At 66.0% G+C, this 22,730-nt stretch carries 22 protein-coding genes; 13 read left to right on the plus strand and 9 right to left on the minus strand.

Annotation, left to right across the window (positions count from 1 at the left end; all coding sequences use genetic code 11):
* Nucleotides 1-62: 62 nt before the first annotated feature.
* From KYN89_RS05960 to KYN89_RS05975, 4 genes are all read left to right on the plus strand, one after another.
* Nucleotides 63-1,097 (plus strand): quinone-dependent dihydroorotate dehydrogenase, encoded by a 1,035-nt coding sequence (locus KYN89_RS05960; RefSeq protein ID WP_222824260.1) that lies wholly within the window; start codon nt 63-65, stop codon nt 1,095-1,097.
* Between the two features lie 8 nt (nt 1,098-1,105).
* Entirely contained in the window at nt 1,106-2,833 is a 1,728-nt protein-coding gene (gene ggt, locus KYN89_RS05965; protein WP_222824261.1) for a gamma-glutamyltransferase, read from the plus strand.
* A gap of 94 nt (nt 2,834-2,927) precedes the next feature.
* Nucleotides 2,928-4,739 (plus strand): AMP-dependent synthetase/ligase, encoded by a 1,812-nt coding sequence (locus KYN89_RS05970; RefSeq protein WP_222824262.1) that lies wholly within the window; start codon nt 2,928-2,930, stop codon nt 4,737-4,739.
* Nucleotides 4,740-5,364: 625 nt separating this feature from the next.
* Nucleotides 5,365-6,891, plus strand: coding sequence for a hypothetical protein (locus KYN89_RS05975; RefSeq protein ID WP_346727202.1), 1,527 nt, complete (start codon nt 5,365-5,367; stop codon nt 6,889-6,891).
* Between the two features lie 55 nt (nt 6,892-6,946).
* Here KYN89_RS05975 and KYN89_RS05980 read toward each other — a convergent pair whose 3' ends face one another.
* The 3 genes from KYN89_RS05980 to KYN89_RS05990 form a co-directional block, all read right to left on the minus strand.
* Nucleotides 6,947-7,483: a hypothetical protein gene (locus KYN89_RS05980; RefSeq protein WP_222824263.1), complete on the minus strand. Its 537-nt coding sequence runs from the start codon at nt 7,481-7,483 to the stop codon at nt 6,947-6,949.
* 115 nt (nt 7,484-7,598) lie between these two features.
* Nucleotides 7,599-8,591 (minus strand): sulfur carrier protein ThiS, encoded by a 993-nt coding sequence (thiS, locus tag KYN89_RS05985; protein WP_222824264.1) that lies wholly within the window; start codon nt 8,589-8,591, stop codon nt 7,599-7,601.
* Nucleotides 8,592-8,610: 19 nt separating this feature from the next.
* The gene (locus tag KYN89_RS05990; protein ID WP_054527801.1) at nt 8,611-9,018 is read right to left on the minus strand and encodes a MerC domain-containing protein; all 408 of its coding nucleotides are present in this window, start codon (nt 9,016-9,018) and stop codon (nt 8,611-8,613) included.
* 114 nt (nt 9,019-9,132) lie between these two features.
* On the opposite strand from KYN89_RS05990, the gene KYN89_RS05995 reads away from it, so the two are divergent.
* The 5 genes from KYN89_RS05995 to rpsI all read left to right on the plus strand — a co-directional run bounded on the left by KYN89_RS05995 (nt 9,133) and on the right by rpsI (nt 12,420).
* The gene (locus tag KYN89_RS05995; RefSeq protein ID WP_429699538.1) at nt 9,133-10,215 is read left to right on the plus strand and encodes a COX15/CtaA family protein; all 1,083 of its coding nucleotides are present in this window, start codon (nt 9,133-9,135) and stop codon (nt 10,213-10,215) included.
* Nucleotides 10,212-10,523, plus strand: coding sequence for a divalent-cation tolerance protein CutA (gene cutA / locus KYN89_RS06000; RefSeq protein ID WP_222824265.1), 312 nt, complete (start codon nt 10,212-10,214; stop codon nt 10,521-10,523). The genes KYN89_RS05995 and cutA overlap by 4 nt, the downstream gene beginning before the upstream one ends.
* Before the next feature lie 5 nt (nt 10,524-10,528).
* Nucleotides 10,529-11,248: a hypothetical protein gene (locus KYN89_RS06005; RefSeq protein WP_222824266.1), complete on the plus strand. Its 720-nt coding sequence runs from the start codon at nt 10,529-10,531 to the stop codon at nt 11,246-11,248.
* A gap of 144 nt (nt 11,249-11,392) precedes the next feature.
* Nucleotides 11,393-11,872: a 50S ribosomal protein L13 gene (rplM, locus tag KYN89_RS06010; protein ID WP_010235548.1), complete on the plus strand. Its 480-nt coding sequence runs from the start codon at nt 11,393-11,395 to the stop codon at nt 11,870-11,872.
* A complete protein-coding gene (rpsI, locus tag KYN89_RS06015; RefSeq protein ID WP_248285048.1) occupies nt 11,872-12,420 on the plus strand; it encodes a 30S ribosomal protein S9 in 549 nt (182 codons plus the stop codon). The genes rplM and rpsI overlap by 1 nt, the downstream gene beginning before the upstream one ends.
* An 87-nt stretch (nt 12,421-12,507) precedes the next feature.
* On the opposite strand, the gene KYN89_RS06020 is transcribed toward rpsI, so the two are convergent.
* Genes KYN89_RS06020 through KYN89_RS06030 form a run of 3 tightly spaced genes read right to left on the minus strand, consistent with a single transcriptional unit; the run spans nt 12,508 to nt 15,606 of the window.
* Nucleotides 12,508-13,362, minus strand: a complete 855-nt coding sequence (locus KYN89_RS06020) for a metallophosphoesterase family protein (protein WP_222824267.1) — start codon at nt 13,360-13,362, stop codon at nt 12,508-12,510.
* A gap of 4 nt (nt 13,363-13,366) precedes the next feature.
* Nucleotides 13,367-14,224, minus strand: coding sequence for a diacylglycerol/lipid kinase family protein (locus KYN89_RS06025; protein ID WP_222824268.1), 858 nt, complete (start codon nt 14,222-14,224; stop codon nt 13,367-13,369).
* 47 nt (nt 14,225-14,271) lie between these two features.
* Entirely contained in the window at nt 14,272-15,606 is a 1,335-nt protein-coding gene (locus KYN89_RS06030; RefSeq protein ID WP_222824269.1) for a hemolysin family protein, read from the minus strand.
* Between the two features lie 181 nt (nt 15,607-15,787).
* On the opposite strand from KYN89_RS06030, the gene KYN89_RS06035 reads away from it, so the two are divergent.
* Nucleotides 15,788-16,480, plus strand: a complete 693-nt coding sequence (locus tag KYN89_RS06035) for a YiaD family glycine zipper/OmpA-like lipoprotein (protein ID WP_054525475.1) — start codon at nt 15,788-15,790, stop codon at nt 16,478-16,480.
* 72 nt (nt 16,481-16,552) lie between these two features.
* Here KYN89_RS06035 and KYN89_RS06040 read toward each other — a convergent pair whose 3' ends face one another.
* Nucleotides 16,553-17,347 (minus strand): 3'(2'),5'-bisphosphate nucleotidase CysQ, encoded by a 795-nt coding sequence (locus tag KYN89_RS06040; protein ID WP_222824270.1) that lies wholly within the window; start codon nt 17,345-17,347, stop codon nt 16,553-16,555.
* A gap of 115 nt (nt 17,348-17,462) precedes the next feature.
* On the opposite strand from KYN89_RS06040, the gene sucC reads away from it, so the two are divergent.
* Nucleotides 17,463-18,662, plus strand: coding sequence for an ADP-forming succinate--CoA ligase subunit beta (sucC, locus tag KYN89_RS06045; RefSeq protein ID WP_010235565.1), 1,200 nt, complete (start codon nt 17,463-17,465; stop codon nt 18,660-18,662).
* Nucleotides 18,663-18,760: 98 nt separating this feature from the next.
* Here the strand turns inward: sucC and KYN89_RS06050 are convergent, their stop codons facing one another.
* A complete protein-coding gene (locus KYN89_RS06050; protein ID WP_222824271.1) occupies nt 18,761-19,384 on the minus strand; it encodes an exopolysaccharide biosynthesis protein in 624 nt (207 codons plus the stop codon).
* A gap of 242 nt (nt 19,385-19,626) precedes the next feature.
* Here KYN89_RS06050 and KYN89_RS06055 point away from each other — a divergent pair, with 242 nt between their 5' ends.
* Both KYN89_RS06055 and KYN89_RS06060 read left to right on the plus strand, forming a co-directional pair.
* Nucleotides 19,627-20,373: an electron transfer flavoprotein subunit beta/FixA family protein gene (locus tag KYN89_RS06055; protein ID WP_222824272.1), complete on the plus strand. Its 747-nt coding sequence runs from the start codon at nt 19,627-19,629 to the stop codon at nt 20,371-20,373.
* 51 nt (nt 20,374-20,424) lie between these two features.
* Complete coding sequence (locus KYN89_RS06060; protein ID WP_222824273.1) at nt 20,425-21,354, plus strand: electron transfer flavoprotein subunit alpha/FixB family protein; 930 nt, start codon at nt 20,425-20,427, stop codon at nt 21,352-21,354.
* An 80-nt stretch (nt 21,355-21,434) separates the two neighbouring features.
* On the opposite strand, the gene KYN89_RS06065 is transcribed toward KYN89_RS06060, so the two are convergent.
* Nucleotides 21,435-22,694 (minus strand): DUF445 domain-containing protein, encoded by a 1,260-nt coding sequence (locus tag KYN89_RS06065; protein WP_222824274.1) that lies wholly within the window; start codon nt 22,692-22,694, stop codon nt 21,435-21,437.
* Between the last annotated feature and the right edge of the window lie 36 nt (nt 22,695-22,730).

Here is a 22,730-nt window from a genome sequence, read left to right on the forward strand (position 1 = left end):
AATGATAGGGCGGTGCAAACGACAGTCGACACCTCGCGACGGCCGGCATAGGGCATGGCGCGATGCTGTTCCCGCTTGCTCGCCCGCTGCTCTTCACGCTCGACCCCGAACGCGCGCACCGCCTGTCGCTCACAGGGCTCAAGCGTCTGCCGACAGGCCGCCCGCCGCGCCACGATCCGGCGCTTGGCGTGACCATCGGCGGGGTAACCTTCCCCAGCCCGGTCGGCGTAGCGCCGGGCTACGACAAGGATGCCGAGGTGCCCGACGCGCTGCTGGGGCTCGGCTTCGGCTTCGTCGAGGTCGGCACGATCACCCCGCTGCCGCAGGCGGGCAATCCGCGCCCGCGCCTGTTCCGGCTGGCGGAGGATCGTGCGGTCATCAACCGCATGGGGTTCAACAATGGCGGGGCCGAGGCCGCGCACAGGCGGCTTCGCAAGCGTGCGGGCAGGCCCGGGATCGTCGGGATCAACATCGGCGCGAACAAGGACAGCGACGATCGCATCGCCGATTACGCGCTGATGACCGAACTGATGGCCCCGCTCGCCAGCTATCTGACGATCAACATTTCGAGTCCCAACACGCCCGGCCTGCGCGACCTGCAGACGGGCGATGCGCTCAAGCACCTGCTAGACGGCCTGTTCGAGGCACGCGGAGAGCGGGCAACCCCGATCTTCCTGAAACTCGCGCCCGATCTGGAGCCGAACGAGATCGACGCGATCGCGAAGGTCGCGCTCGATAGCCCGCTAGCCGCGCTGATCATCTCCAACACCACGCTCGCCCGGCCCGATCTGAAATCGTCCTATGCCGACGAGACCGGCGGCCTTTCGGGCGCGCCGCTCGCGCCGCTGGCGCTTCAGCGGCTGAAGGATTTCCGCAAGGCGACCGGTGGCCAGATTCCCCTGATCGCTGCCGGCGGGATCGACAGCGCCGACGCCGCGTGGGAGCGGATCGTCGCGGGCGCGAGCCTGGTGCAGCTCTATTCCGCGATGGTCTATCATGGGCCGATGCTCGGCCGCCGGATCGCCAAGGGCCTGTCGCAAAGGTTGCGGGCGGAAGGCTTTGCGTCGATTGAGGACGCCATCGGATCGCAAGCCTGAGGATCGCCATGCTCGCCAGAACCTTCAAAGCCCCGCTGTTCGGGATCGCCGCCGCCCTCTCGCTCGCCGGGTGCGCGACTGTACCCGTGGCGTCGGTCGAAACCTCCGCTCCGCAGGCGACCCAGGGCGCAGTCAGCGCCGCAGACCCCCGCGCGCAGGAGGCAGGCTACGAAATGCTGCGCCGGGGCGGCACCGCGACTGACGCGGCGATCGCGGTGATGCTCGCGCTGACCGTGGTCGAGCCGCAAAGCTCCGGCATCGGCGGCGGCGGCTTCATGGTGCTGGGCGATGCCGATGGCACGGTCACGACCTATGACGGGCGCGAAACCGCCCCCGCTGGCGCAACGCCGGACTGGTTCCTCGACAAGGACGGCAAGGTGCCGCCGTTCCGCGATTCGGTGCGCAGCGGGCTGAGCGTCGGCGTGCCGGGCAACCTCGCGCTCGCCGCCAAGGCCCATGCCGAGCATGGCAAGCTGCCCTGGGCCCAGCTGTTCGAACCCGCGATTGCGCTGGCGCGCGACGGCTTCCGGGTCAATCCGCGGCTCAACAAGTCGCTGTCCGACAGCGCCGATACCGGCGCGCGCAGCGATCAGGGCAAGGCGCTGTACTACGATCCGGCAGGCACACCGGTCGCGATCGGCTCCACACTGACCAACCCGGCGCTGGCCCGAACGCTCGAGAAAATCGCGCAGGCCGGGCCCGATGCGTTCTACGACGGCGATCTTGCCGAGCGGATCGCGACGACGGTCGCCGACGACACACCGCGCAGCGGGGCGATGACCGCGCGCGATATCGAAGGCTATGTCGCGAAGGAGCGCGCGCCGCTGTGCACCCGCTACCGCGCCTATCGCATCTGCGCGATGGGGCCGCCAACCTCGGGCGGGATCGCGGTGATGCAGATGCTCGGCCAGCTGGAGCGGTTCGATCTTGCCGCACTCGGCCCGCGCAATCCGGTGACCTGGCACCTGTTCCTCGAATCCCAGCGGCTCGCGTATGCCGATCGCGAGCTCTATCTCGCGGACAGCGACTTCGTGCCCGTCCCCGCCGCCGGACTGATCGCACCCGATTACGTCGCCCGGCGCGGCGCGCTGATCCTGCCCGGCAGCACTCTGGCCGAAGTGAAGCCCGGCACGCCCGAAGGCGCGGACCTGGCGTTGGCCGATGGCGACGAGCCCGAGGAGCGCGGCACCTCGCATATCGCGGTGGTCGACGCTGCGGGCACGATGATCAGCTATACCTCGACCATCGAAAGCGCCTTCGGATCGGGGCTGATGGTCGACGGGTTCTATCTCAACAATGAACTGACCGATTTCAGCCGCTCTCCCACGGTCGATGGCACGCCTGTCGCCAACCGTGTGGAGGGCGGCAAGCGTCCGCGCAGCTCGATGTCGCCGGTGGTGGTGTACGATCCGGAAGGGCGACCCTTCATGGCGGTCGGCGCGGCGGGCGGCAGCACGATCCCTGTGCAGACCGCGCGCAGCATTATCGGCGTGATCGATTTCGGGCTCGCTCCGGAAGAGGCGCTGGGCCTGCCGTTCGTGATGGCGTTCGGCGACAGCGTGCTGCTGGAAGAAGGCACCTGGCTGGCGGACAGCCAGGACGCCTTCCGGTCGCTCGGCCACAATATGCTGACCATTCGTCCGGCCCCGGTGAAGGCAGGGATCGTGCTGCGAGAGGGCGATCGCTGGGTCTCGGCCCGCGATCCGCGGCTCGAAGGGCAGCTGGAACTGCCCTGACGGCATCGGCCCCCGCGCTTGCCGTAATCCTGCCGGGAGCCTAGATCGCCGCACATAGTTATAAAAATAACGAAACCTGGGAGACGGTGCGGCTTTGACGCAGCTTGAAGAGATCGAACGGGCGAGCAACCTCGTCTCATTGTTCCTGAAACGCGCCGACGCGGGCGGCGACAAGCCCTTCCTCGGGCGCAAGGTCGCGGGCGAGTGGCAGACCATCAGCTGGCGCGAGGCCGCCGATCAGGTGTGCCTGCTGGCGGAGAACCTGCGAGGCCTCGGCCTCAAAGACGGCGACCGGGTCATGCTGGTCAGCGAGAACCGGCCCGAATGGTGCATTTCCGACCTCGCGATCATGGCGGCGGGCTGCATCACGGTGCCCGCCTACACCACCAATACCGAGCGCGACCACGTCCACATCCTCGACAATTCGGGCGCGCGGGCGGTGATCGTCTCCAACGAGAAGCTTTCCGGCCCGCTGATCCCGGCGATCTTCGCGACCGGCATTGCCGAACACATCATCCCGATCGAAAGCGTGCGCGGATACCAGGGCGGCAACCTAGCCTGCCATGGGTGGGAGCGGATGCTGGAGGGCGATGCGAAGGCGGCGCGCGCCGCGGTCGATGCGCGGATCGCCAAGATCGGGCGCAAGGACACCGCCTGCATCATCTACACCAGCGGCACCGGCGGCGCTCCGCGCGGCGTGCTTCAGCACCACGGCGCGATCCTGTGCAATGTCGCGGGCGCTGCAGATATCCTGATCGACGATTTCGACCTGTCGGACGAGGAGCGTTTCCTCTCCTTCCTCCCGCTGAGCCACGCCTACGAACATACCGGCGGGCAATTCCTGCCGATCGGGGTCGGCGCGCAGATCTTCTATGCTGAAGGGCTGGAGAAGCTCGCCAGCAATATCGAGGAAACCAGCCCGACCGTGATGGTCGTGGTGCCGCGCCTGTTCGAGGTGCTGCGCACGCGGATCATGAAGCAGATCGCCAAGCAGGGCGGCGCGGCGAGCTACCTGCTGGACCGCGCGCTGGAGATCGAGGAGCGGGCCGCCGCCAAGGGCAAGAAGCGCCTGCGCGACAAGCCGATGGATGCGCTGGTCGGCAAGCTTTTGAGGCCCAAGATCCGCCAGAAATTCGGCGGCCGGATCAAGGCGATGGTTTCGGGCGGCGCGCCGCTCACCCCCGATGTCGGGATCTTTTTCCAGGCGCTCGGCCTGCCGATGATGCAGGGCTATGGTCAGACCGAGGCAGGGCCGGTCATCAGCTGCAACCGCCCATCCGCAGGAGTGTCGATGGACACCGTCGGCCCGCCGATGAAGGGCGTCGAGGTCAGGATTGCGGAGGATGGCGAGATCCTGTGCCGCGGCGAACTGGTGATGCATGGCTACTGGCAGAACCAGGGCGAAACCGATCGCGCGTTGAAGGACGGCTGGCTGCACACCGGCGATATCGGCCACATCGACGACAAGGGCCGGATCGTCATCACCGACCGCAAGAAGGATATGATCGTCAACGACAAGGGCGACAATGTCGCGCCGCAGAAGCTGGAGGGGATGCTGACCCTCCAGCCCGAGATCGGGCAGGCGATGGTGGTCGGCGACCGGCGGCCCTACGTGGTCGGGCTGATCGTCCCCGATACCGAGTGGGCGCTCGACTGGTGCAATTCGCAGAACAAGTCGCTCGACTGCAAGAAGGTGCTCGAGCTGCCCGAGTTTCGCGCGGAAATCCGCAAGGCGATCGACCGGGTCAATGCCGAATTGTCGGTGGTTGAAAAGGTGCGCGGGTTCGCCTTCGCCGACGAGCCGTTCTCGATCGAGAATGAGGAAATGACGCCGAGCATGAAGATCCGGCGGCACAAGATCAGGGAACGCTACGGCGATCGGCTGAACGCCCTCTATCGCAGCTGATGCGCGTGCGCCTTCCCGTCTCGCCAGTCTCGCGGTGCATCCCGCGCTCATAGCGGTTTGCGTGAGCTTGCTGTGTCCGCCTCGCGTGTTGCTTAGCGCGCTGGAGGCGGGGTGTGACGATGCGAATTACCGATGAGACGGGGTTCGGACGACTGGCTCGGACTATACCAGCGACGGCACCGCGTGGTATGAAGTGCTCGATGTCGGCCAGACAGCGGTTTTCCACCTGATGGTGGAAGAGCGCCAGGCCGATCCGCTGCCACCGCCGGGCGGTAAACCCCTCCCAACATTGAAATTCACCCGTACTCGGACGAACGCTTGCCAGCCTTCCGCCGCGGCGATCGGTGTTGCCCGATAGCAACTTTTTTCGGCCAGCCCGCGATAGCAGTCTTGGCAGGAAAAGAGGCGCGAGATAACGCGCAAACCGGCGGTATTTAGGGATTGCATCGATATTGGGGTCGCTATTTGCAATCTGAATGGCGCCGCCGCTTGGACATAGGGATATATAATGAACACAAATAGTTGCCCAACCGCAACACGCGGGCGTGCGCGCCGATGCGCAATCCTTCTGGGGGGTATTTCGCTCTTCACGCTGGCCACACCGGCACTTGCGCAGGACTCTGCCGTGCTCGAGCGTCTCGAAGCGCTCGAAGACCGGCTCGATGCGCTGCAAAGCGAAAACGAGCAACTGCGCGCGCAGCTTGAAGACATGCGCAGCGTGAAAACCGCGCAAGGCGATGTCGTCGTCGCGGCGTCCGAGGCGCAGGTGCCTGCGGCGGCTGCGCAAGCCGAGATACCCGGCACGGCGCGCGTCGCGACGACGGCAGGCTCTACCGGCCCGGTCGATGTGGTCACCGAAGCCGACGACCCGCGCGAGATGCAGGTGGCGGGGTCGGAGAACTTCGTCGGCACCAACGCGGCCTATGCGTACCAGATGCTCGACCATGCGGAGAACGTGAACACCAAGCCGCTGGTCCAGCTCGCCGCGCTGCAATCGGGCGAGCTGACCGACCGGGTGACGCTGTCGGGCGGGATCACCGCGATCGCCAATTACCAGTGGGCGACGGTCGACTCCAAGTTCGGCTACCTCATGCGCCACCCGACCAGCGCCAACCAGCTGGGCGACAATGTTTCCGAAGTGGTGCTGCATTCGGCCAACCTCGCGCTGACCGCGCGGCTGCTGCCCAACGTCACCGGTTATGCGGAACTGCTGTACGATCCGGAGCAGAGCTTCGGTCAGGGGACGATCACCGCGCTGGCGCGCAACCAGATCCAGCTGCGCCGCGGCTGGGTGATGTTCGGCAATCTGGACCAGCTGCCGGTCTATGCCCTGGTCGGCAAGATGGACACGCCCTTCGGGCTCAACGACACGGTCAACCCGTTCACCAATTCGACCAACTGGCACGCTTTCGCAGGGCTGGCCTATGGCGGGCAGGTCGGCTTCGTCTCGGGCGGGCTGCATGTGCGCGGGATGATCATCCAGGGCGGCGCGCAGTTCCGGTCGGCAAACGTGCCGGTGCTGGGCACCAGCGTACCTTCGCGCGCCAACAACTTCGCGGTCGATGCGCGCTACACGATCGACCTGGGCGGAGAGGGCAATGCGCTGATGGCCGGTGCCAGCTACCAGCGCGGGACCGCCTATTGCCAGGACTATCCGGTCACGCACTTCAACCCGTGTCAGGACAACAACCCCGGCATCGCCGCCTATGGCAAGCTGACCTATGGTCCGCTGACGCTGATGGGCGAATATGCGAAGACGACCAAGGAATGGGCGGGCACCGCCGTGCCCGATCCGACCAACCCGCTGAGCGTATATGACGCAGTGAAGCCCGAGGCTTTCACCGTTGGCGGCCGCTTCGGCTTCGGGGCCGAGAGCCTGACCATGCAACGTCGCGAATTCGCGCTGTCGGCCGAATTCTCGAAGTTCATTTCGGGTGAGGAAGGCTCCCCGTGGCGGCGGCAGAACCAGATCGTGCTGGGCGGTTCGTGGTTCCCCGCACCGAACGTGAACCTGTTCGGCGAGTTCATCCGCGTGAACGGTTACGTCCCGCTCAACTTCCTGTCGGGGGGCAATTTCCCCGATGGCAGCACCTGGTCGAACCAAGATGCGGATACGAATGTGATTCTGGCAGGCGCGCAGGTCGCGTTCTGATCCAGGTTGCTAATGAGGCCGTCAGTGCTGGGCCGCTCGCGAAGAGTGGTCCGGCTCAGGCGGCCTCGTCTGCCAGATCGACATATTCGGGGAAGAAGGTCGGCGGGCGCGAAGACCATGCAGGCGCGGTCGCGGCAGCTTCGCTGAGGCTTTGCAGCAGCAGCTTGCGGCGTGCCGGGCGCAGGTGCGGCATGGCGGCGCCGGCGCAAAACGCGCTCGGCAGCCACGGGCGCACCTCAGGCCCCAGCAGGCGTTCGTAGAGGAAGCGGAAGGGCGAGAAACCGTCGAGCCGTTCCTGCGCCAGATCGAAGGCGGCAAGCCGGGAGAGCTGCCCCATGAAGGGGGAGACCGATTCGCCCGCATCCGCGCCGGGCATCGTGTGGCGCAGCACCTTGAGATCCTGATAGGCGACGTACTGGCGACGAATGTCGACATTCTCGCTCGCATTGCGGGCCCACAGCTTGAAGGCATCGCACCGGCCCAGCCCGATATCGAGATTGCGCCGGATGAAGCGCTGTTCGCACGGGCTGAACCCGGCGAATTCGCGCATCTCGGCGATGCTCAGGCTGGTGGTGTTGTTCTTCGTCGCCATCGTGCCCCTCCGTGGCCGCCGAGTCGAGGCGGCCCGTTTGTCCGATGAGAGGCATGTTTCCGCGATCTTGGTAAACAAACCGCTAAGCTTGATATCCGGTCTTTCCTCAGCGGCGTCAGATAAGCCCTGCGAGCGGGCTTGAGGGGTCTGCATATTTGCGCGTCGCCATGCGTCCGGAGAGATAGGCGTCGCGCCCGGCCTGCACCGCGAGTTTCATCGCCCGCGCCATGCGAATCGGGTCTTTCGCCTCTGCGATCGCGGTGTTCATCAGGATGCCGTCGCAGCCCAGCTCCATGCCCACCGCCGCATCCGACGCGGTGCCGACACCGGCGTCGACCAGCACCGGCACGCTCGCGCCTTCGACGATCAGGCGGATGGTCACGCGGTTCTGGATGCCGAGGCCACTGCCGATCGGTGCGCCCAGCGGCATGATCGCAACCGCGCCCGCTTCCTCCAGCTGCTTGGCGGCGATCGGATCGTCCGCGCAATAGACCATCGGATGGAAGCCTTCCTTGGCCAGCGTCTCGGTCGCGCGCAGGGTTTCGCGCATGTCGGGGTACAGCGTCTTCGCCTCGCCCAGCACCTCCAGCTTGACCAGATCCCAGCCGCCCGCCTCGCGCGCGAGACGCAGCGTGCGCACCGCCTCGTCGGCAGTGAAGCAGCCCGCGGTGTTGGGCAGGTATGTGACCTTCTTCGGGTCGATGAAATCGGTCAGCATCGGCTGATTGGGGTCGGACACGTTCACGCGGCGCACCGCGACGGTGACGATCTCCGCCCCGCTCGCCTCCAGCGCAGCGGCGTTCTGCGCGAAATCCTTGTACTTGCCGGTGCCCACGATCAGGCGGGAGCGGAAGGTGCGCCCGGCGACACTCCACGTGTCATCGTCGTCCGCCACATGGTCGCCGCCGCCCACGAAATGCACGATCTCCAGCGAATCGCCGTCGGTCAGCGCAATCTCGGCCAGCTGCGATCGCGGTGCGATCTCGCCATTATGCTCGACCGCGACCTTTTCCGGCGCGAGGCCGAGTTCGCGCACGAGCGCGGCAATGGTCGGGGCGGTGGTGGTGCGGCTCTCGCCGTTCAGCTGGATGGATCTGGTGTCGCTCATGGCCGGGCGACTTGGGGCCTCAGCGCCGTTCGCGCAAGACAATGCCGTGCCTGTGGTCGCTTGAACTGCGCAGGTTGAGCACGTGGCCAAGCGAAACCAGCGCTACGCCGATGATCGTCAGCGCGGCTTCTTCCACCCCATGCGGCGCGGCCAGCGCACCGCCCATGAAGGTGAGCCCGGTCATCGCGATCACGAAGGGCATGCGCCGCTTGTGCCGCACCGCGCCGATACCGATCGCGACTCCGGCGATGATCGTCGCGGCGGCGAGGCCCCACCAGTGAAGTTCGGGCGCGAGCAGCCAGCCACCCGCAAGGCCCAGCGAGGAAATCACCACGATGGTCAGCACGCAGTGCACCGCGCACAGCGCGGACAGGGCGATACCCATCGCATCGAGACGGACACGATTCGAGAGACTGCGGATGTCCATTGCCAGCCAAGTATGTGACGTTGTTTTATTTTGCAAGATAACCGGGGCGAAAATTCAGCCCTGACGCAGGTTTGCGTGCTTGCAACTGGGCGCGCGGGCACGCATTCAGGCGCCATGGCAAGCCTGTTATCCCGCCGCCCCGACACTCCGCGCATGATCGACACCGCCCGTCCCGGCTGGCTGGCCTGGTGGCTGATCGTCGTTGCGGTTCTGGTGGTCACGATCGTGGCGGTTGGCGGCATTACCCGACTGACCGAGTCCGGCCTTTCGATCACCCAGTGGGACCCGGTTACAGGCGTGCTGCCCCCGCTCAGCGAACAGGCATGGCAGGCGGAGTTCGCGAGGTATCAGGCAACCCCGGAATATCGGCTTGAGGCGGGGCCTGCGGGCATGACGCTGTCCGACTTCAAAGGGATTTTCTTCTGGGAATGGTTCCACCGCCTGCTCGGGCGACTGATCGGAATGGTGTTTGCGCTGCCGCTGATCTTCGCCTGGGTGCGCGGATGGATCCCGCGTGGTTACAAGCCTCGGCTGGTCGCGCTGCTCGCGCTGGGCGGCCTGCAGGGCGTGTTCGGCTGGCTGATGGTCCGCTCCGGCCTCGGCGGCGAGATGACCGACGTGAGCCATTTCTGGCTTTCGATCCACCTCGGCACTGCGCTGATTACCCTGGCGGGTCTGGTATGGACCGCTCTCGACCTGCGCACGCTCAAGCGCGATCCACGCGCACGGCCGGCGCGGCTGCGACCGTTCGCCGCGCTGGCGGGCGTGGTTCTGTTTATCCAGATCGTGCTGGGCGCGTGGGTCGCGGGGCTGAATGCGGGGCTGGCGTCGAACACCTGGCCCCTGATGCAGGGCCGTTTCCTGCCCGAGGCGAACTGGGCGCAGGGCGCGTTCTGGGCCTTCACGCATGATCCCTTCCTGCTGCATTTCCTCCATCGCTGGTTCGCGTGGATCGCCTTCGCGGCGCTCGTCTGGCTCGGCCTGCAAGCCTCACGGCGCGAGGGGATCGCGGGCAAGGCGCTGCTCGTGATCGTCTGCGCGCAGGTTCTGCTGGGGATCGTCACGGTCGTCACGGGCGTGTCGATCTGGGTCGCGGTCGCCCATCAGGTGACCGGTGCCCTGCTGGTCGCCGCCACTGCCGCCTCGGCCCACGCACTGGGCCAGCGCACCAGCAGGATGGACGGGCTCGCCGCGTGAGCGCGCTGATCTACACCGTCTTCGCCACTCGAGAGGACGCCCGCGCGGTCGCCTCGCAACTGCTGGACGAACGTCTGATTGCCTGTGCCAACGTGATCGGCCGGATCGAATCGCTGTTCGAATGGGATGGTGAGCGCGGCGCGGGCGAGGAGATCGCCATCCTGTTCAAGACCAATGCCGAGCGGCTGGACGACGCCGTCGCGCGTCTGGAAACGCTGCACCAATACGAAGCGCCCGCAATCCTCGGCTGGCGCGCGGATAGTGTTGGCAAGGCCACGGCGGCCTGGCTGGCGGCGCTGGGCGATTAGACGCGATGGAGCGGCGCGGCTTTCTGACGGGGCTTGGTCTGGTCGGGTTTGCTCCGCTTGCCCTACACCCCGCTTCGCTGCTCGCCGCGCGCGCCCTTCCTCAGGGCGAATTCCGGCTGGAGCGCGTGCTCAGGCGCGACCTGTTCGACGGCAAGGCGATCATCGTCAATCGCGGCTGGCTGATCCGGTTCGAGGCGGCGGCTGGCGGCGGTACTGAAGTGACCGGGGAGCAGGTGACGAGCGTGGTCGAGGCCCCGCCAGCGCTCGCCGCCCTCGCCCGGCTGGAGGAGCAGCGCACCGCCACCCTACTGCCTCTGCGGCTCTCAGCCAGCGGGACGATCGTGGACCAGCCGGGCGACAGCAGGCTCGACCCGCTCCCTATCACGGTGATCGAGGCTGCGGCTGACTATGTCGCGGGCCATGCGTCCGCACCCGCTGTCGATCTGAACGTGCGGGAATTCGTCGCCCACCTCTCGCAGCGGCAGATCGGCTGGCTTTCGCACCTGCCACCCGACCTCCTCTTCCCTGCCCCCCGGGACAGGACGGCGACCCGCGAGGTCGCCCTGGCGGACGGCGGGCAGGGCCGGGTGGAACTGCGCGAAATGGCGGAGGCAGATCCGGCATCCGGGCTGCTCGAAACCTTCGTGCGGGAGACGATTACGACGGTTGGCGAGAGTTCGCGCAGCGCCGGCGAAACCTGGCGGCTTTACCACACGGTATCATAATACCTCTTCTCTAACCCCCGAGATTGCTTGACTTGGGAGGCCTTCGGACGCATTAGCGCGCTCCACGACCGGCTGGGCGAATCGGCGAAACGCGCGTTTCATCCTCCGGCGAGACCCCCCTAATTCTCGAGGGACACGATAGCCATGAAGGCGCTCAGCAAGATGACCCGGTCGATCAAACCGGCCGAGGTCGAAAAGAACTGGTACGTGATCGACGCGGAAGGCCTCGTTGTGGGCCGCCTCGCCTCGATCGTTGCGAACATCCTGCGCGGCAAGCACAAGCCGAGCTACACCCCGCACGTCGATTGCGGTGATCACGTGATCATCCTCAATGCGGACAAGGTGAAGTTCACCGGCCGCAAGATGGGCAACAAGAAGTATTACAAGCACACCGGCTATGCCGGCGGCATCAAGGAAACCACGCCCGCCAAGATCCTCGAGGGCAAGTTCCCCGAGCGCGTGGTGGAAAAGGCTGTCGAGCGGATGATCCCGCGCGGGCCGCTTGGTCGCCAGCAGATGAAGGCGCTGCACCTGTATGCCGGCACCGAGCATCCGCATGACGGGCAGAAGCCCGAGGTGCTCGACGTTGCTTCGATGAACCGCAAGAACAAGGCTCTCGCATAATGGCCGACGACAAGAACCAGAACGAATCGCAGGGCTCCGAAAAGGCCGAGAGCGTCCGCGATCTCGCCGATCTCGCGAACATCGCGGGTGATGCGCCTGCTGCCGACGCCGCAGTGGTCGCCCAGAGCACCGCGCCGCTGCGCGAGCAGGAGCTGGACCAGCATGGCCGCGCCTACGCCACCGGTCGCCGCAAGGACGCGGTCGCCCGCGTCTGGATCAAGCCGGGCAAGGGCACGATCACGATCAACGGCAAGGAGCAGGAAACCTATTTCGCACGTCCGACTCTGCGCCTCGTCATCAACCAGCCGTTCGCGATCACCGATCGTGAAGGCCAGTACGACGTGATCGCCACCGTTCGCGGCGGCGGCCTGTCGGGCCAGGCCGGTGCGGTGAAGCACGGCATCGCGCAGGCACTGTCCAAGTACGAGCCAGCACTGCGCGGCACGGTCAAGGCGGCAGGCTTCCTGACCCGCGACAGCCGCGTGGTCGAGCGTAAGAAGTACGGCCGGGCCAAGGCACGCCGCAGCTTCCAGTTCTCGAAGCGCTAAGCTACAAGAACAACGGATCACCAGGAGGGGCGGTGCCGCAAGGCGCCGCCCTTTTTGTTTGGGAAACTGCTTTTCCGCGTGCGCGGATCAGCTCACCGGCGGATCGGTGCGCGGCACCGCGCCGACGGGCGCGACCGGTTCGCCTTCTTCGCGCGGCGGATGCGCGTCTTCGGGGACATCGTCGATCTTCATCGCCTCGTCCTCGATGTTCTCGAGATTGCGGATATGCACCTGGAGCGTCTCGCCATCCCAGCGCAGTTCATTGAAGCTCGGCGGAGTGGAGCGCAGGCGCTGCGATAGCGTGCCCGCTCCGATCATGCGGACCGGGCCGTGGGGCGTGTCCTCCATGATCTCGAACGCGTCGTGGACATGGCCGGACAGCACGCCGAGCACGTTGCGCTGAGCCAGTTCGGCCAGCGCGTTCGATCCGCCACGGGTCATCGCGGTGCCTTGCGTACCGACTTCACGCAAAGGATGATGCACGGTCACCAGCGCGCGGGTGCCAGCGGGCAGTGCGTCGATCCGCGCGAGGCAATCCTCCAGCGCGCGGCCCGTGACCCAGCCCTTGGACCAGTTGAAGCGGGGCTGCGCGCGCACAGCGGTCTTCAGCGGCACCAGCGCGATCCCCGGGAGGTCGATCTCCCGCTCGACGATATCGGTCAGCCGCCCGAACCGCTTGTAAGGCGTCACAAACCGCTCGATCAGGTTGAAATAGGGCATGTCGTGATTGCCGACATCGAGCGTGGCGGGGGCCTGCAGGGTCCCGATCCACTCTTCCGCCGCACGAAATTCGTGGTGGCGAGCGCGCATTGTCAGGTCGCCGGTGATTGCCACCGCATTGGGCCGAAGCCGGTCGACCTCGGCAGCGAACCAGTCGAGCGCCTCGTTGTTTTCAAGCCCGAAGTGAATGTCGCTGACGTGGAACAGCAGCGTGTCGGCCATCAGGTCAGTCCTCTTGCGCCAGTGTGGCGATCAGATCGACGGGGCTTTTGTCTAGCATGAATGTCTCCGTCGCGTCGCCATGGGCAGGTTCCCCGTCCAGCAGCAGGTCGAGCGGCTGGGCGCCCGTGCTGGCGAGCGTGGTTTCCTGAAACGGGCCGAGGGTGTCGTGCGGACCCTCGCGGAATTCCTGCCGCAACAGCGCCCAGGTCTGGGCGACGAAATCCGCCCCGGTCCGCGCATGATAGGCGGCGATCTCGATCCCCCCGGCATGCGGCATCAGCTCCACAATCGGGTAGCCTTCGGGCGCGCCCGCATCGGGCTGCCGGATCCGCACGGGCGGCTGGCCGGCAGTGTTCTGGATCGCGGCACCCGCCGCCGTCAGCATGGCGCCGGCATCGGCCGCGCGCAGTGCCTCGCGCACCTCGTTCCAGCTGGTCCCGGGGCCGACCAGCAACCCGGCCAGCGCGATGCCTTTCGAAGAGCGGATGATCTGCGGTCGGACCCGGCGCGCGTTCCCGCGGGCGAACGCCTCGATCACCTCGTGGACCCCGGCCTCGCCATGCACCCGCTTGGGCAGAAGGTTCTGCGTGCCACCCGGCAGCGGCAGGACCGCCCCGCTCCATCCGGCCAGCGCCGCAACCACCGCATTGATCGTGCCGTCACCGCCCAGAGCGACAACGGTGTCGATACCCCGCTTGTCGAGTTCAGCCGGCGAGGGAATCTCTTCGGAGGGGAAGGTCGTGCGCTGCGCAATGCACAGGCTCGACCGCTCGCACGCCTCGTGCAGGTCGGCGAGCAGCTCTTCGCGGACCGATCCGCTGCCTTCGTTCGTGATCAACCAGATATCGCGGGATGTACTCATGATGGTCGAATGCCCCGTAAGCGGGCCCGTTCCGTCATCCCCGCCCGTCACTGGGCAAGATCGGCCGTGGCAGCCGAACCGGGCGAATCGTTCTGCTGCACCAGCAGCTTGTCGATCTTGCGCCCGTCCATATCGACGATCTCGAATCGCCAGCCCTGATGGGTGAACACCTCGCCCTCTTCGGGCAGATGCTTGAGCACCGAAAGCGCGAAGCCCGCGGCGGTCGCGAACTCGCGGTCTTCGCCGTAATCCAGCGCCAGCCGGTCGCCGAGCGATTCCGCATCGAGGCTGCCGGAGATCAGCAGCGATCCATCCGCGCGCTCGATCACTTCGGGTATTTCGCCCTGATCCTTGTCGCTTTCGAACTGGCCGACGATCGCGGTCAGCAGGTCGATCGGGGTAACGATCCCGTCGAGATGCCCGTACTCGTCGTGCACCATCGCCATCGCGACATCCGCCTGCTGAAGCACGCGCAGCGCGTCCATCGCGTCGAGCTGGTCCGGCACCACCTCCACGCGCTTGGCCAGGTCGGTCAGTTGGAACGGCTGCCCCGTCAGCATCGCGGCAAGCACTTCGCGCACCTTCACCACGCCGACGACCTTGTCGGCAGAGCCTTCCGCCACCGGCAGCAGCGAGTGCGGTGTATCGCCGATCGTCGCCTCGATCTCGGCCCGGTCGGCATCGGCATCGATCCAGTCGAGCTCGGTGCGCGGGGTCATCACTTCGCGCACAGGGCGATCCGCGAGCCTGACCACGCCTTTCAGAATGGCGCTCTGGTCAGCCTCCAGCACCCCGCTGCGGGTCGCCTCGGCAAACAGCATCTGCAGTTCTTCGGCGGTGACGCTGTTCTGCCCACCCGGACGCACACCGAACAGGCGGACGATGGTGGCGGAGGAGAAATCGAGCACCCACACCACCGGAGCGGCGATCGTAGCGAGCCATTTCATCGGCCGCGCCATGACCATCGCGATCCGGTCGGCAGAGCGCAGGGCGAGCTGCTTGGGCACCAGTTCGCCGACCACCAGGCTGGCATAAGTGGTCAGCACGATCACCAGGATGAAGCCGACCTGCTCCGCGCGGTCGGCCGACAGCCCCAGCGGATCGCCGATTCGTTCGCCCACCGGGCCGCCCAGGCTCGCGCCCGAGTAAGCGCCGGCAATGATCCCGACCAAGGTGATCCCGATCTGCACGGTGGAGAGGAACTTGCCCGGATCGCCCGCCAGCTCCAGCGCGGTTGCCGCGGCTACGCTGCCGCCCTCCGCTTTGGCCTGCAGGCGGGTGTGCTTGGCCGAAACGATCGCCAGCTCCGACATCGCGAAGACGCCGTTGAGCACGATCAATCCGGCAATGATGATCAGGTCTGTCCAGGGGAAAGGTGTCACGGTGTCTGCCGCGCTAGCACAAATCTTGCGCCGCGCCAGCCGTGAACCAGCTTGTGCAGGCCGCCGGGAACAACGGGCGAGCGGGCGGCGTTGTCGAACCGGCTAGCGTGGGTGGGACGCAAAGCCCCCCACTTGCGCCCGAGGGGGCGCGCATAAAAAACCACAAAGGGATACCAAGTTCATGAAAACCCCCCGTCTTATTCTCTCTTCGGTGGCCATTGCGGCGCTGGTGAGCACTTCGGCCTGCGTTACCGACCCCAACACCGGTGAGCAGAAGGTTTCGCGCACCGCGATCGGCGCGGCAGTCGGCGGTACGCTGGGCTACCTGCTGGGCGACATCATCGGCGGCGGCGCGGCCCGCATTATCGGCGCCGGCATCGGCGGTTCCGCCGGGGCGGTGATCGGCGACCAGTTCGACGACCAGATTCGCGAGCTTGACGAGCAGACCGCCGGCAGCGGCGTCGATGTCGAGGAGATCGGCGATCAGGACGCAATCCTGGTGCGCCTGCCCGACGGCGTAACCTTCGCGACCAACTCGGCCAACATCAATCCGAGCTTCCAGCGCACGCTCGACACCGTGGCGCAGAGCATGATCCGCTACCCCAACTCGCTGATCGACGTGTACGGCTTCACCGACACCACCGGCAGCCCGAGCTATAACCAGCAGCTGTCCGAACAGCGCGCCCAGGCGGTCGCCAATTACCTGGTCTCGCAGGGTGTCTCGCGCGCCCGCATCGCGACCCGCGGCTATGGTGAAGACCCGCAGTACCTGCGCGTTCGCACCGGCGACAACGTGAACGAGCCGCTCAACCGCCGGGTCGAAATCAAGATCGTCCCGATCAGCCAGGAAGAAGTGGCCGCCGCACGCCGCTGATTTCTGCCGCTACGGCATCGAATATCAGGAGGGCCGACGCAGCGATGCGTCGGCCCTTTTCTGTCGCCCGCGCTATCGCGCCTTGCTCTGGGCGAGCAGTTCGCGCGCCCTCGGGCCGAAATGCTCGATCGCCGGTTCGCGCAGCGTGGGCGCGCATACCAGCAGCCCGAAACTGCGCGGATCGCGCTTGTTGTATCCCAGCGGCTGGCCGAAAATATCGCTCACCGAAGCGCCCGCCTCGCGCGCAATCAGGGTCGCAGCGGCAATATCCCACTCATAGCCCCAGCGCATCGTGGCCAGCAGGTCCGCCTGCCCCGCAGCGACCATTGCGGCGCGCAGGGCGATGCCATTGGGCTGCTCGACCTTGGTGAAACCGCGATCGTCTTTGGCCAGATCATTGGCGGGAACACGTGCCCCCTCCAGCTGCTCGCACCGCGACGTCGCCAGCGTCTCTCCGTTCAGGGTCGCACCGCGTCCTGCCGTGGCCCGCCAGCTTTCCTCGCGCGCGGGCGCTTCGAGCGCCGCGATCAGCGATCTGCCCGAGGATACCAGCGCGACCGATACCGCCCAGCCGGTGCGCCCGCGGATGAAATCGCGGGTGCCGTCGATCGGGTCGACCACCCACACCAGCCGGTCGTCCAGCCGCTCCGCATTCTCGGCGCTTTCTTCGGATAGCCAGCCCGCGCTGGGCAGCAGCGCGCCCAGTTCGCGTTTGAGGAATGTGTCGACCTCAAGATCGGCTTCGCACACCGGATCATTGGTGCCCTTGTCCCACACCTCCACGCTGTTTCCGGCTCCGGGCCAGCGATTCATGGCGATTCGTCCCGCTTCGCGCAGGATGGCTTCAAGGCGGGGATAGTCGATCATAACTGGCACTTGGCATGTGCGTCCGGTTCTCGCCCTTTTCAAGCGGGCGCATCCATGCTTAGGCGCCCCACGAATACCTATATCACGCTGTCAGCCACGAAGGACGCACCGCCCCATGAACATTCACGAGTATCAGGCCAAGGAACTGCTTGCCGAGCACGGAATCGCCATCCCCAAGGGCATCCCTGCAATGAACGTCGAAGAAGCCGTCGCGGGTGCCAAGCAGCTGCCCGGCCCGCTTTATGTCGTGAAGGCGCAGATCCATGCCGGTGGTCGCGGCAAAGGCAAGTTCAAGGAACTGGGCCCCGACGCCAAGGGCGGCGTGCGCCTCGCCAAGTCGATCGAAGAGGTCGAAGAGGCCGCGCGCGAAATGCTCGGCAACACGCTGGTCACCGTGCAGACCGGCGATGCGGGCAAGGAAGTGAACCGCCTCTACGTCACCGACGGGGTGGATATCGCCAAGGAATACTACCTCGCGCTGCTGGTCGACCGGGCAAGCGGCGAAGTCGCCATCGTTGCCTCGACCGAAGGCGGGATGGACATCGAAACCGTCGCGCACGAAACGCCCGAGCGGATCACCACCATCACCATCGACCCGGCGCAGGGCTTCATGCCGCACCACGGCCGCGCGGTGGCCTTCGCGCTCAAGCTGGAAGGCGACCTCAACAAGCAGGCGCAGAAGCTCTCCAAGCAGCTTTACGAAGCCTTCCTCGCCTATGACTGCGCGATGCTGGAGATCAATCCGCTGGTCGAAACCGAAGACGGCAACCTGCTGGTGCTCGACACCAAGATGAGCTTCGATTCGAACGCGATGTATCGCCAGAAGGAAGTCGAGAAGCTGCGCGACGTCACCGAGGAAGACGAAGCCGAGGTGGAAGCGAGCGAATACGACCTCGCCTACATCAAGCTCGACGGCAATATCGGCTGCATGGTCAACGGCGCCGGTCTCGCCATGGCGACGATGGACATCATCAAGCTCAACGGCGCGTTCCCGGCCAACTTCCTCGACGTCGGCGGCGGCGCCAACAAGGAGAAGGTGACCGCGGCGTTCAAGCTGATCCTGAAGGACCCGGCTGTCGAAGGCATCCTGGTCAACATCTTCGGCGGGATCATGAAGTGCGACGTGATCGCCGACGGCATCGTCGCGGCGGCCAAGGAAGTGAACATCCAGGTTCCGCTGGTGGTTCGCCTCGAAGGCACGAACGTCGAAAAGGGCAAGGAAATCCTCGCCAATTCGGGCCTCGCAATCGTGCCCGCAGACGATCTGGGCGATGCCGCCAAGAAGATCGTGGCCGAAGTCAACAAGGCCAAGTAAGCCCGGCCCCATCAACCGATGGGCCAATCAGCAAAGCGGGGCGCGAAAGGAGACTTTCGCGCCCCGTTTGTCATTGCGCTCCATCGCTGTGTGCGGTCCTAGAACATCCCGCCGCTAGCCGCGCCGCCGCCTCCGCCCATCAGCACCTTGGTGACAACGACGTAGAACGCTGCGCCGCTGCCCAGAAAGGCGATCAGCATCAGCAGCCCGTCGCGCACGGTCAGCGCGATGCCGAATGCCGCGATCACCGCCATCGGCAGGACGACTGCAAAGGGCAGCAGTTCGAGCGGGGGCACGGCCAGGCACAGCAGCGCGATCACCGCTGCGGCGATGCGCGCCGCGGTCGGCCCGGTGAAGATCTCCAGCCGCCCGTGGAAGATCTTGTCCAGCCACGCGCCGACCTTCTCCATATCCTCCGACGCGTTGGCGAGCTTTTCGCCTTCGACCGAGCGGTTCTTGAGGAAGCCGGGCAGCCACAGATGCTGCTTGCCGAACACCAGCTGGACCGCGATCAGCAGCAGCGTGATGGCGAGGAAGGTCGGCACGCCGGGAATCCCGCCAACAGGCGAGATGCCGATCAGCGCGGGCACCAGCAGAACCGGGCCATAGGACCGGCTGCCGAAGGATTCGACGATGTCGCCAATCGTCGCCCGGTCGTTGCGATCGCCGATATCGGTCAGGCGATCGAGAATGCCGCACACGGTCTTGGGGGTATCCGCCATGATAGTCCAAACCCCCTGCGGTGCGACGGTTCCGTCGTGTTGTCAGATGATTCGCAGGCGCTTGGCCATCGGCGGGGGAGGCGCAGGGGCGGCATACCTGACGCTACGCTCTCGCGGCGCACCGAACGCGCCCTTGACGGCGCTGTTTCCGGAACGCAACACCGCCCGCAGCCATTGGAACAGATATAGCATTCCGCGGCCCGGCGAGCCCTCGCCGTGCCATCCACGCGAAAGGACAACCGATGAAAATACTCGTGCCCGTCAAGCGGGTGATCGATTACAACGTGAAGCCCCGCGTCAAGGCGGACGGCTCCGGGGTCGACCTCGCCAACGTCAAGATGAGCATGAACCCGTTCGACGAGATCGCGGTCGAAGAAGCGATCCGGATCAAGGAAGCGGGCAACGCCGAAGAGATCGTCGCGGTCTCGGTCGGCCCGGCAAAGGCGCAGGAAACGCTGCGCACCGCACTCGCCATGGGTGCCGACCGCGCGATTTTGGTCGAAAGCGATGAAGATCTGGAGCCGCTCGCGGTTGCCAAGATCCTCAAGGCGATCGTCGAGGAAGAACAGCCCGGCCTCGTGCTGCTGGGCAAGCAGTCGATTTCGGACGACAGCAACCAGACGGGCCAGATGCTCGCCGCGCTGCTCGACCGCCCGCAGGGCACTTTCGCCAACACGATCACGCTCGAAGGCGATTCGATCACCGTTAAGCGCGAGATCGATGGCGGCCTCGAAACGGTCAAGCTGACGCTCCCCGCGATCGTCACCACCGACCTTCGCCTGAACGAGCCGCGCTACGCCTCGCTGCCGAACATCATGAAGGCCAAGAAGAAGCCGCTCGACACCAAGAGCCCGGCCGATTTCGGCGTCGACACCGCGCCGCGCCTCAAGACGCTCAAGGTCTCCGAGCCGCCGGTTCGCCAGGCGGGCGAGAAGGTCGAGGATGTCGATGCGCTGGTCGCCAAGATCAAGGCGCTCGGGATCGCCTGATTGGGGCCTGATTGAGGGCGTGCGCCCGCTTAGAGATATTGAGGTAAGAACATGAAAACTCTGGTTCTGGTCGAACACGACAACACAGAAGTGAAGGACGCGACGCTGGCTGCGGTAACCGCCGCGTCCAAGCTCGGCGAAGTGCACCTGCTGGTTGCAGGCGCAGACTGCGCGGGCGTGGCCGATGCCGCCGCGAAGATCGCGGGCGTAGGCAAGGTCCACCTTGCGGACGACGCCGCCTACAAGGACATGCTGGCGGAAAACATCGCGCCGCTCGCCGCCAAGCTGATGGCCGATCACGACGCCTTTGTCGCGCCTGCCACCACCACCGGCAAGAACATCGCGCCGCGCGTCGCCGCACTGCTCGATGTGATGCAGATTTCCGAAGTGATGAGCGTCGAAGGCGACAAGACTTTCACCCGCCCGATCTACGCCGGCAACGCCATCGCCACGGTCGAAAGCACCGAAGACAAGCTGGTCCTGACCGTGCGCGGCACCGCGTTCGACAAGGCCGAGGCCGAAGGCGGCAGCGGCACTGTCGAGACAGTCGAGACCACCGGCAATGCGGGCACCTCCGAATTCGTCAGCCGCGAACTCGCCAAGAGCGAGCGCCCCGAACTGACCAGCGCGAGCGTGGTCGTGTCGGGTGGCCGCGCGCTGAAGGACGCGGAGACGTTCGAGGAATACATCACGCCGCTGGCCGACAAGCTGGGCGCCGCGATCGGCGCGAGCCGTGCGGCGGTCGACGCGGGCTATGTGCCCAACGACTACCAGGTCGGCCAGACGGGCAAGATCGTCGCCCCCGAAGCCTATTTCGCGATCGGCATTTCGGGCGCGATCCAGCACCTTGCCGGGATGAAGGATTCCAAGACCATCATCGCGATCAACAAGGACGAGGACGCCCCGATCTTCCAGGTCGCGGACATCGGCTTGGTCGCGGACCTCTTCAAGGCGGTGCCGGAGCTGACCGAGAAGCTCTGAGGGCTAAACGCCTTTAAGATTACAGGAGAGCCCCGCCCTCGTGGCGGGGCTTTTTTTGCGCGCCCCGGCGACGCTGCGGTTCAGAACGCCTGCGTGATCGCGTGCAGCGTCACGCCGACCAGCCCGCCCACCAGCGTGCCGTTGATGCGGATGAACTGGAGGTCGCGGCCCACCGCGCCCTCGATCCGGTCGGTCACGGTGCCCGCGTCCCACCGCTTCACGGTTTCGGAGACCAGCGCGACGATCTGCGCACCGTAGCGTGAAGTCATTCCCACCGCTGTCCGCCGGGCGAAGCGGTTGATCTGCCGCTGGAGGCGCGGATCGTCCTGCAGGGCCTTGCCCAGCTCGCGCAGCGCCTCGCGCAGGTCGTTGCCCAGTCCGCTGTTCGGATCGCGCGCGCGGGCGATCAGCGACCGGCGCATCCGCTCCCACACGCCCATCCACCAGTCCGCCAGCGCGGGGTTTTCGAGCAGGTCCATCTTCACCGCCTCGACCTTGGCCTGCATCTCCGGATCCGTCTTGAGCTGTGTCGCGAGTTTGATCAGAGCCGCGTCGATCTTGCCGCGCATGGGGTGGTCGGGATCGACCAGCACTTCGGCCAGCAGGCGGTACACCCCGTCGAGCACCGAGCTGGAGATACGGCTGTCGAGCCCGGTCCAGCGTAGCACCGAATTGGCGCGGCTGCGGATGATTTCGCGCACCGCCTCCTCGTTGTCCTCCAGCGTCAGGCCAGCCCAGCGGATCAGCCCGTCGAGCAGCGGGCGATGACGGCCATCGGCGATCAGGTTTTCAAGCAGGTTGCCGAGCAGCGGGGCGAGCTCAATTCGGGAAAGCTGGCTGGCGAGCCCCGCGCGTACCCGCAGGCCCAGCCGTTCGGGGTCGAGCGATTCGAGAACTTCTGCCGCCAGCTCCGCCCCGCCGCCCATGAAGCGCGAACGTTCGCCCCCTTCGCGGTTGACCAGGAACTCGCCCGCGTTCGCCGCCACGTTCATCCGCCGCATCCGCCGCGCGACCACCGAGGGGGTGAGGAAGTTGGCGCGCAGGAACTGCGCCATGGTGTCCGCAATCCGGTCCTTCTTGCGCGGGATGATCGCGGTGTGGGGGATCGGCACGCCCAGCGGATGGCGGAACAGCGCGGTTACCGCGAACCAGTCGGCCAGCCCCCCGACCATTGCCGCCTCGGCAAAGGCGTGCAGGTAGCCCCAGAACGGATGTATATCGAGGTTGATCTCCGCAACCACGAACACGCCCGCCATGGCGAGAAGCAGGCCGGTGGCGGTGCGGCGGATCTGCCGGGTTTGGTCCAAAGACGATCCTACAATCGGCCGGTTGTCTCTCATTCGCTTATACATCGACGCGGAGACGAACCTATCTCC

This window comes from Alteriqipengyuania abyssalis (assembly GCF_019857185.1).
GTDB lineage: Bacteria > Pseudomonadota > Alphaproteobacteria > Sphingomonadales > Sphingomonadaceae > Alteriqipengyuania > Alteriqipengyuania abyssalis.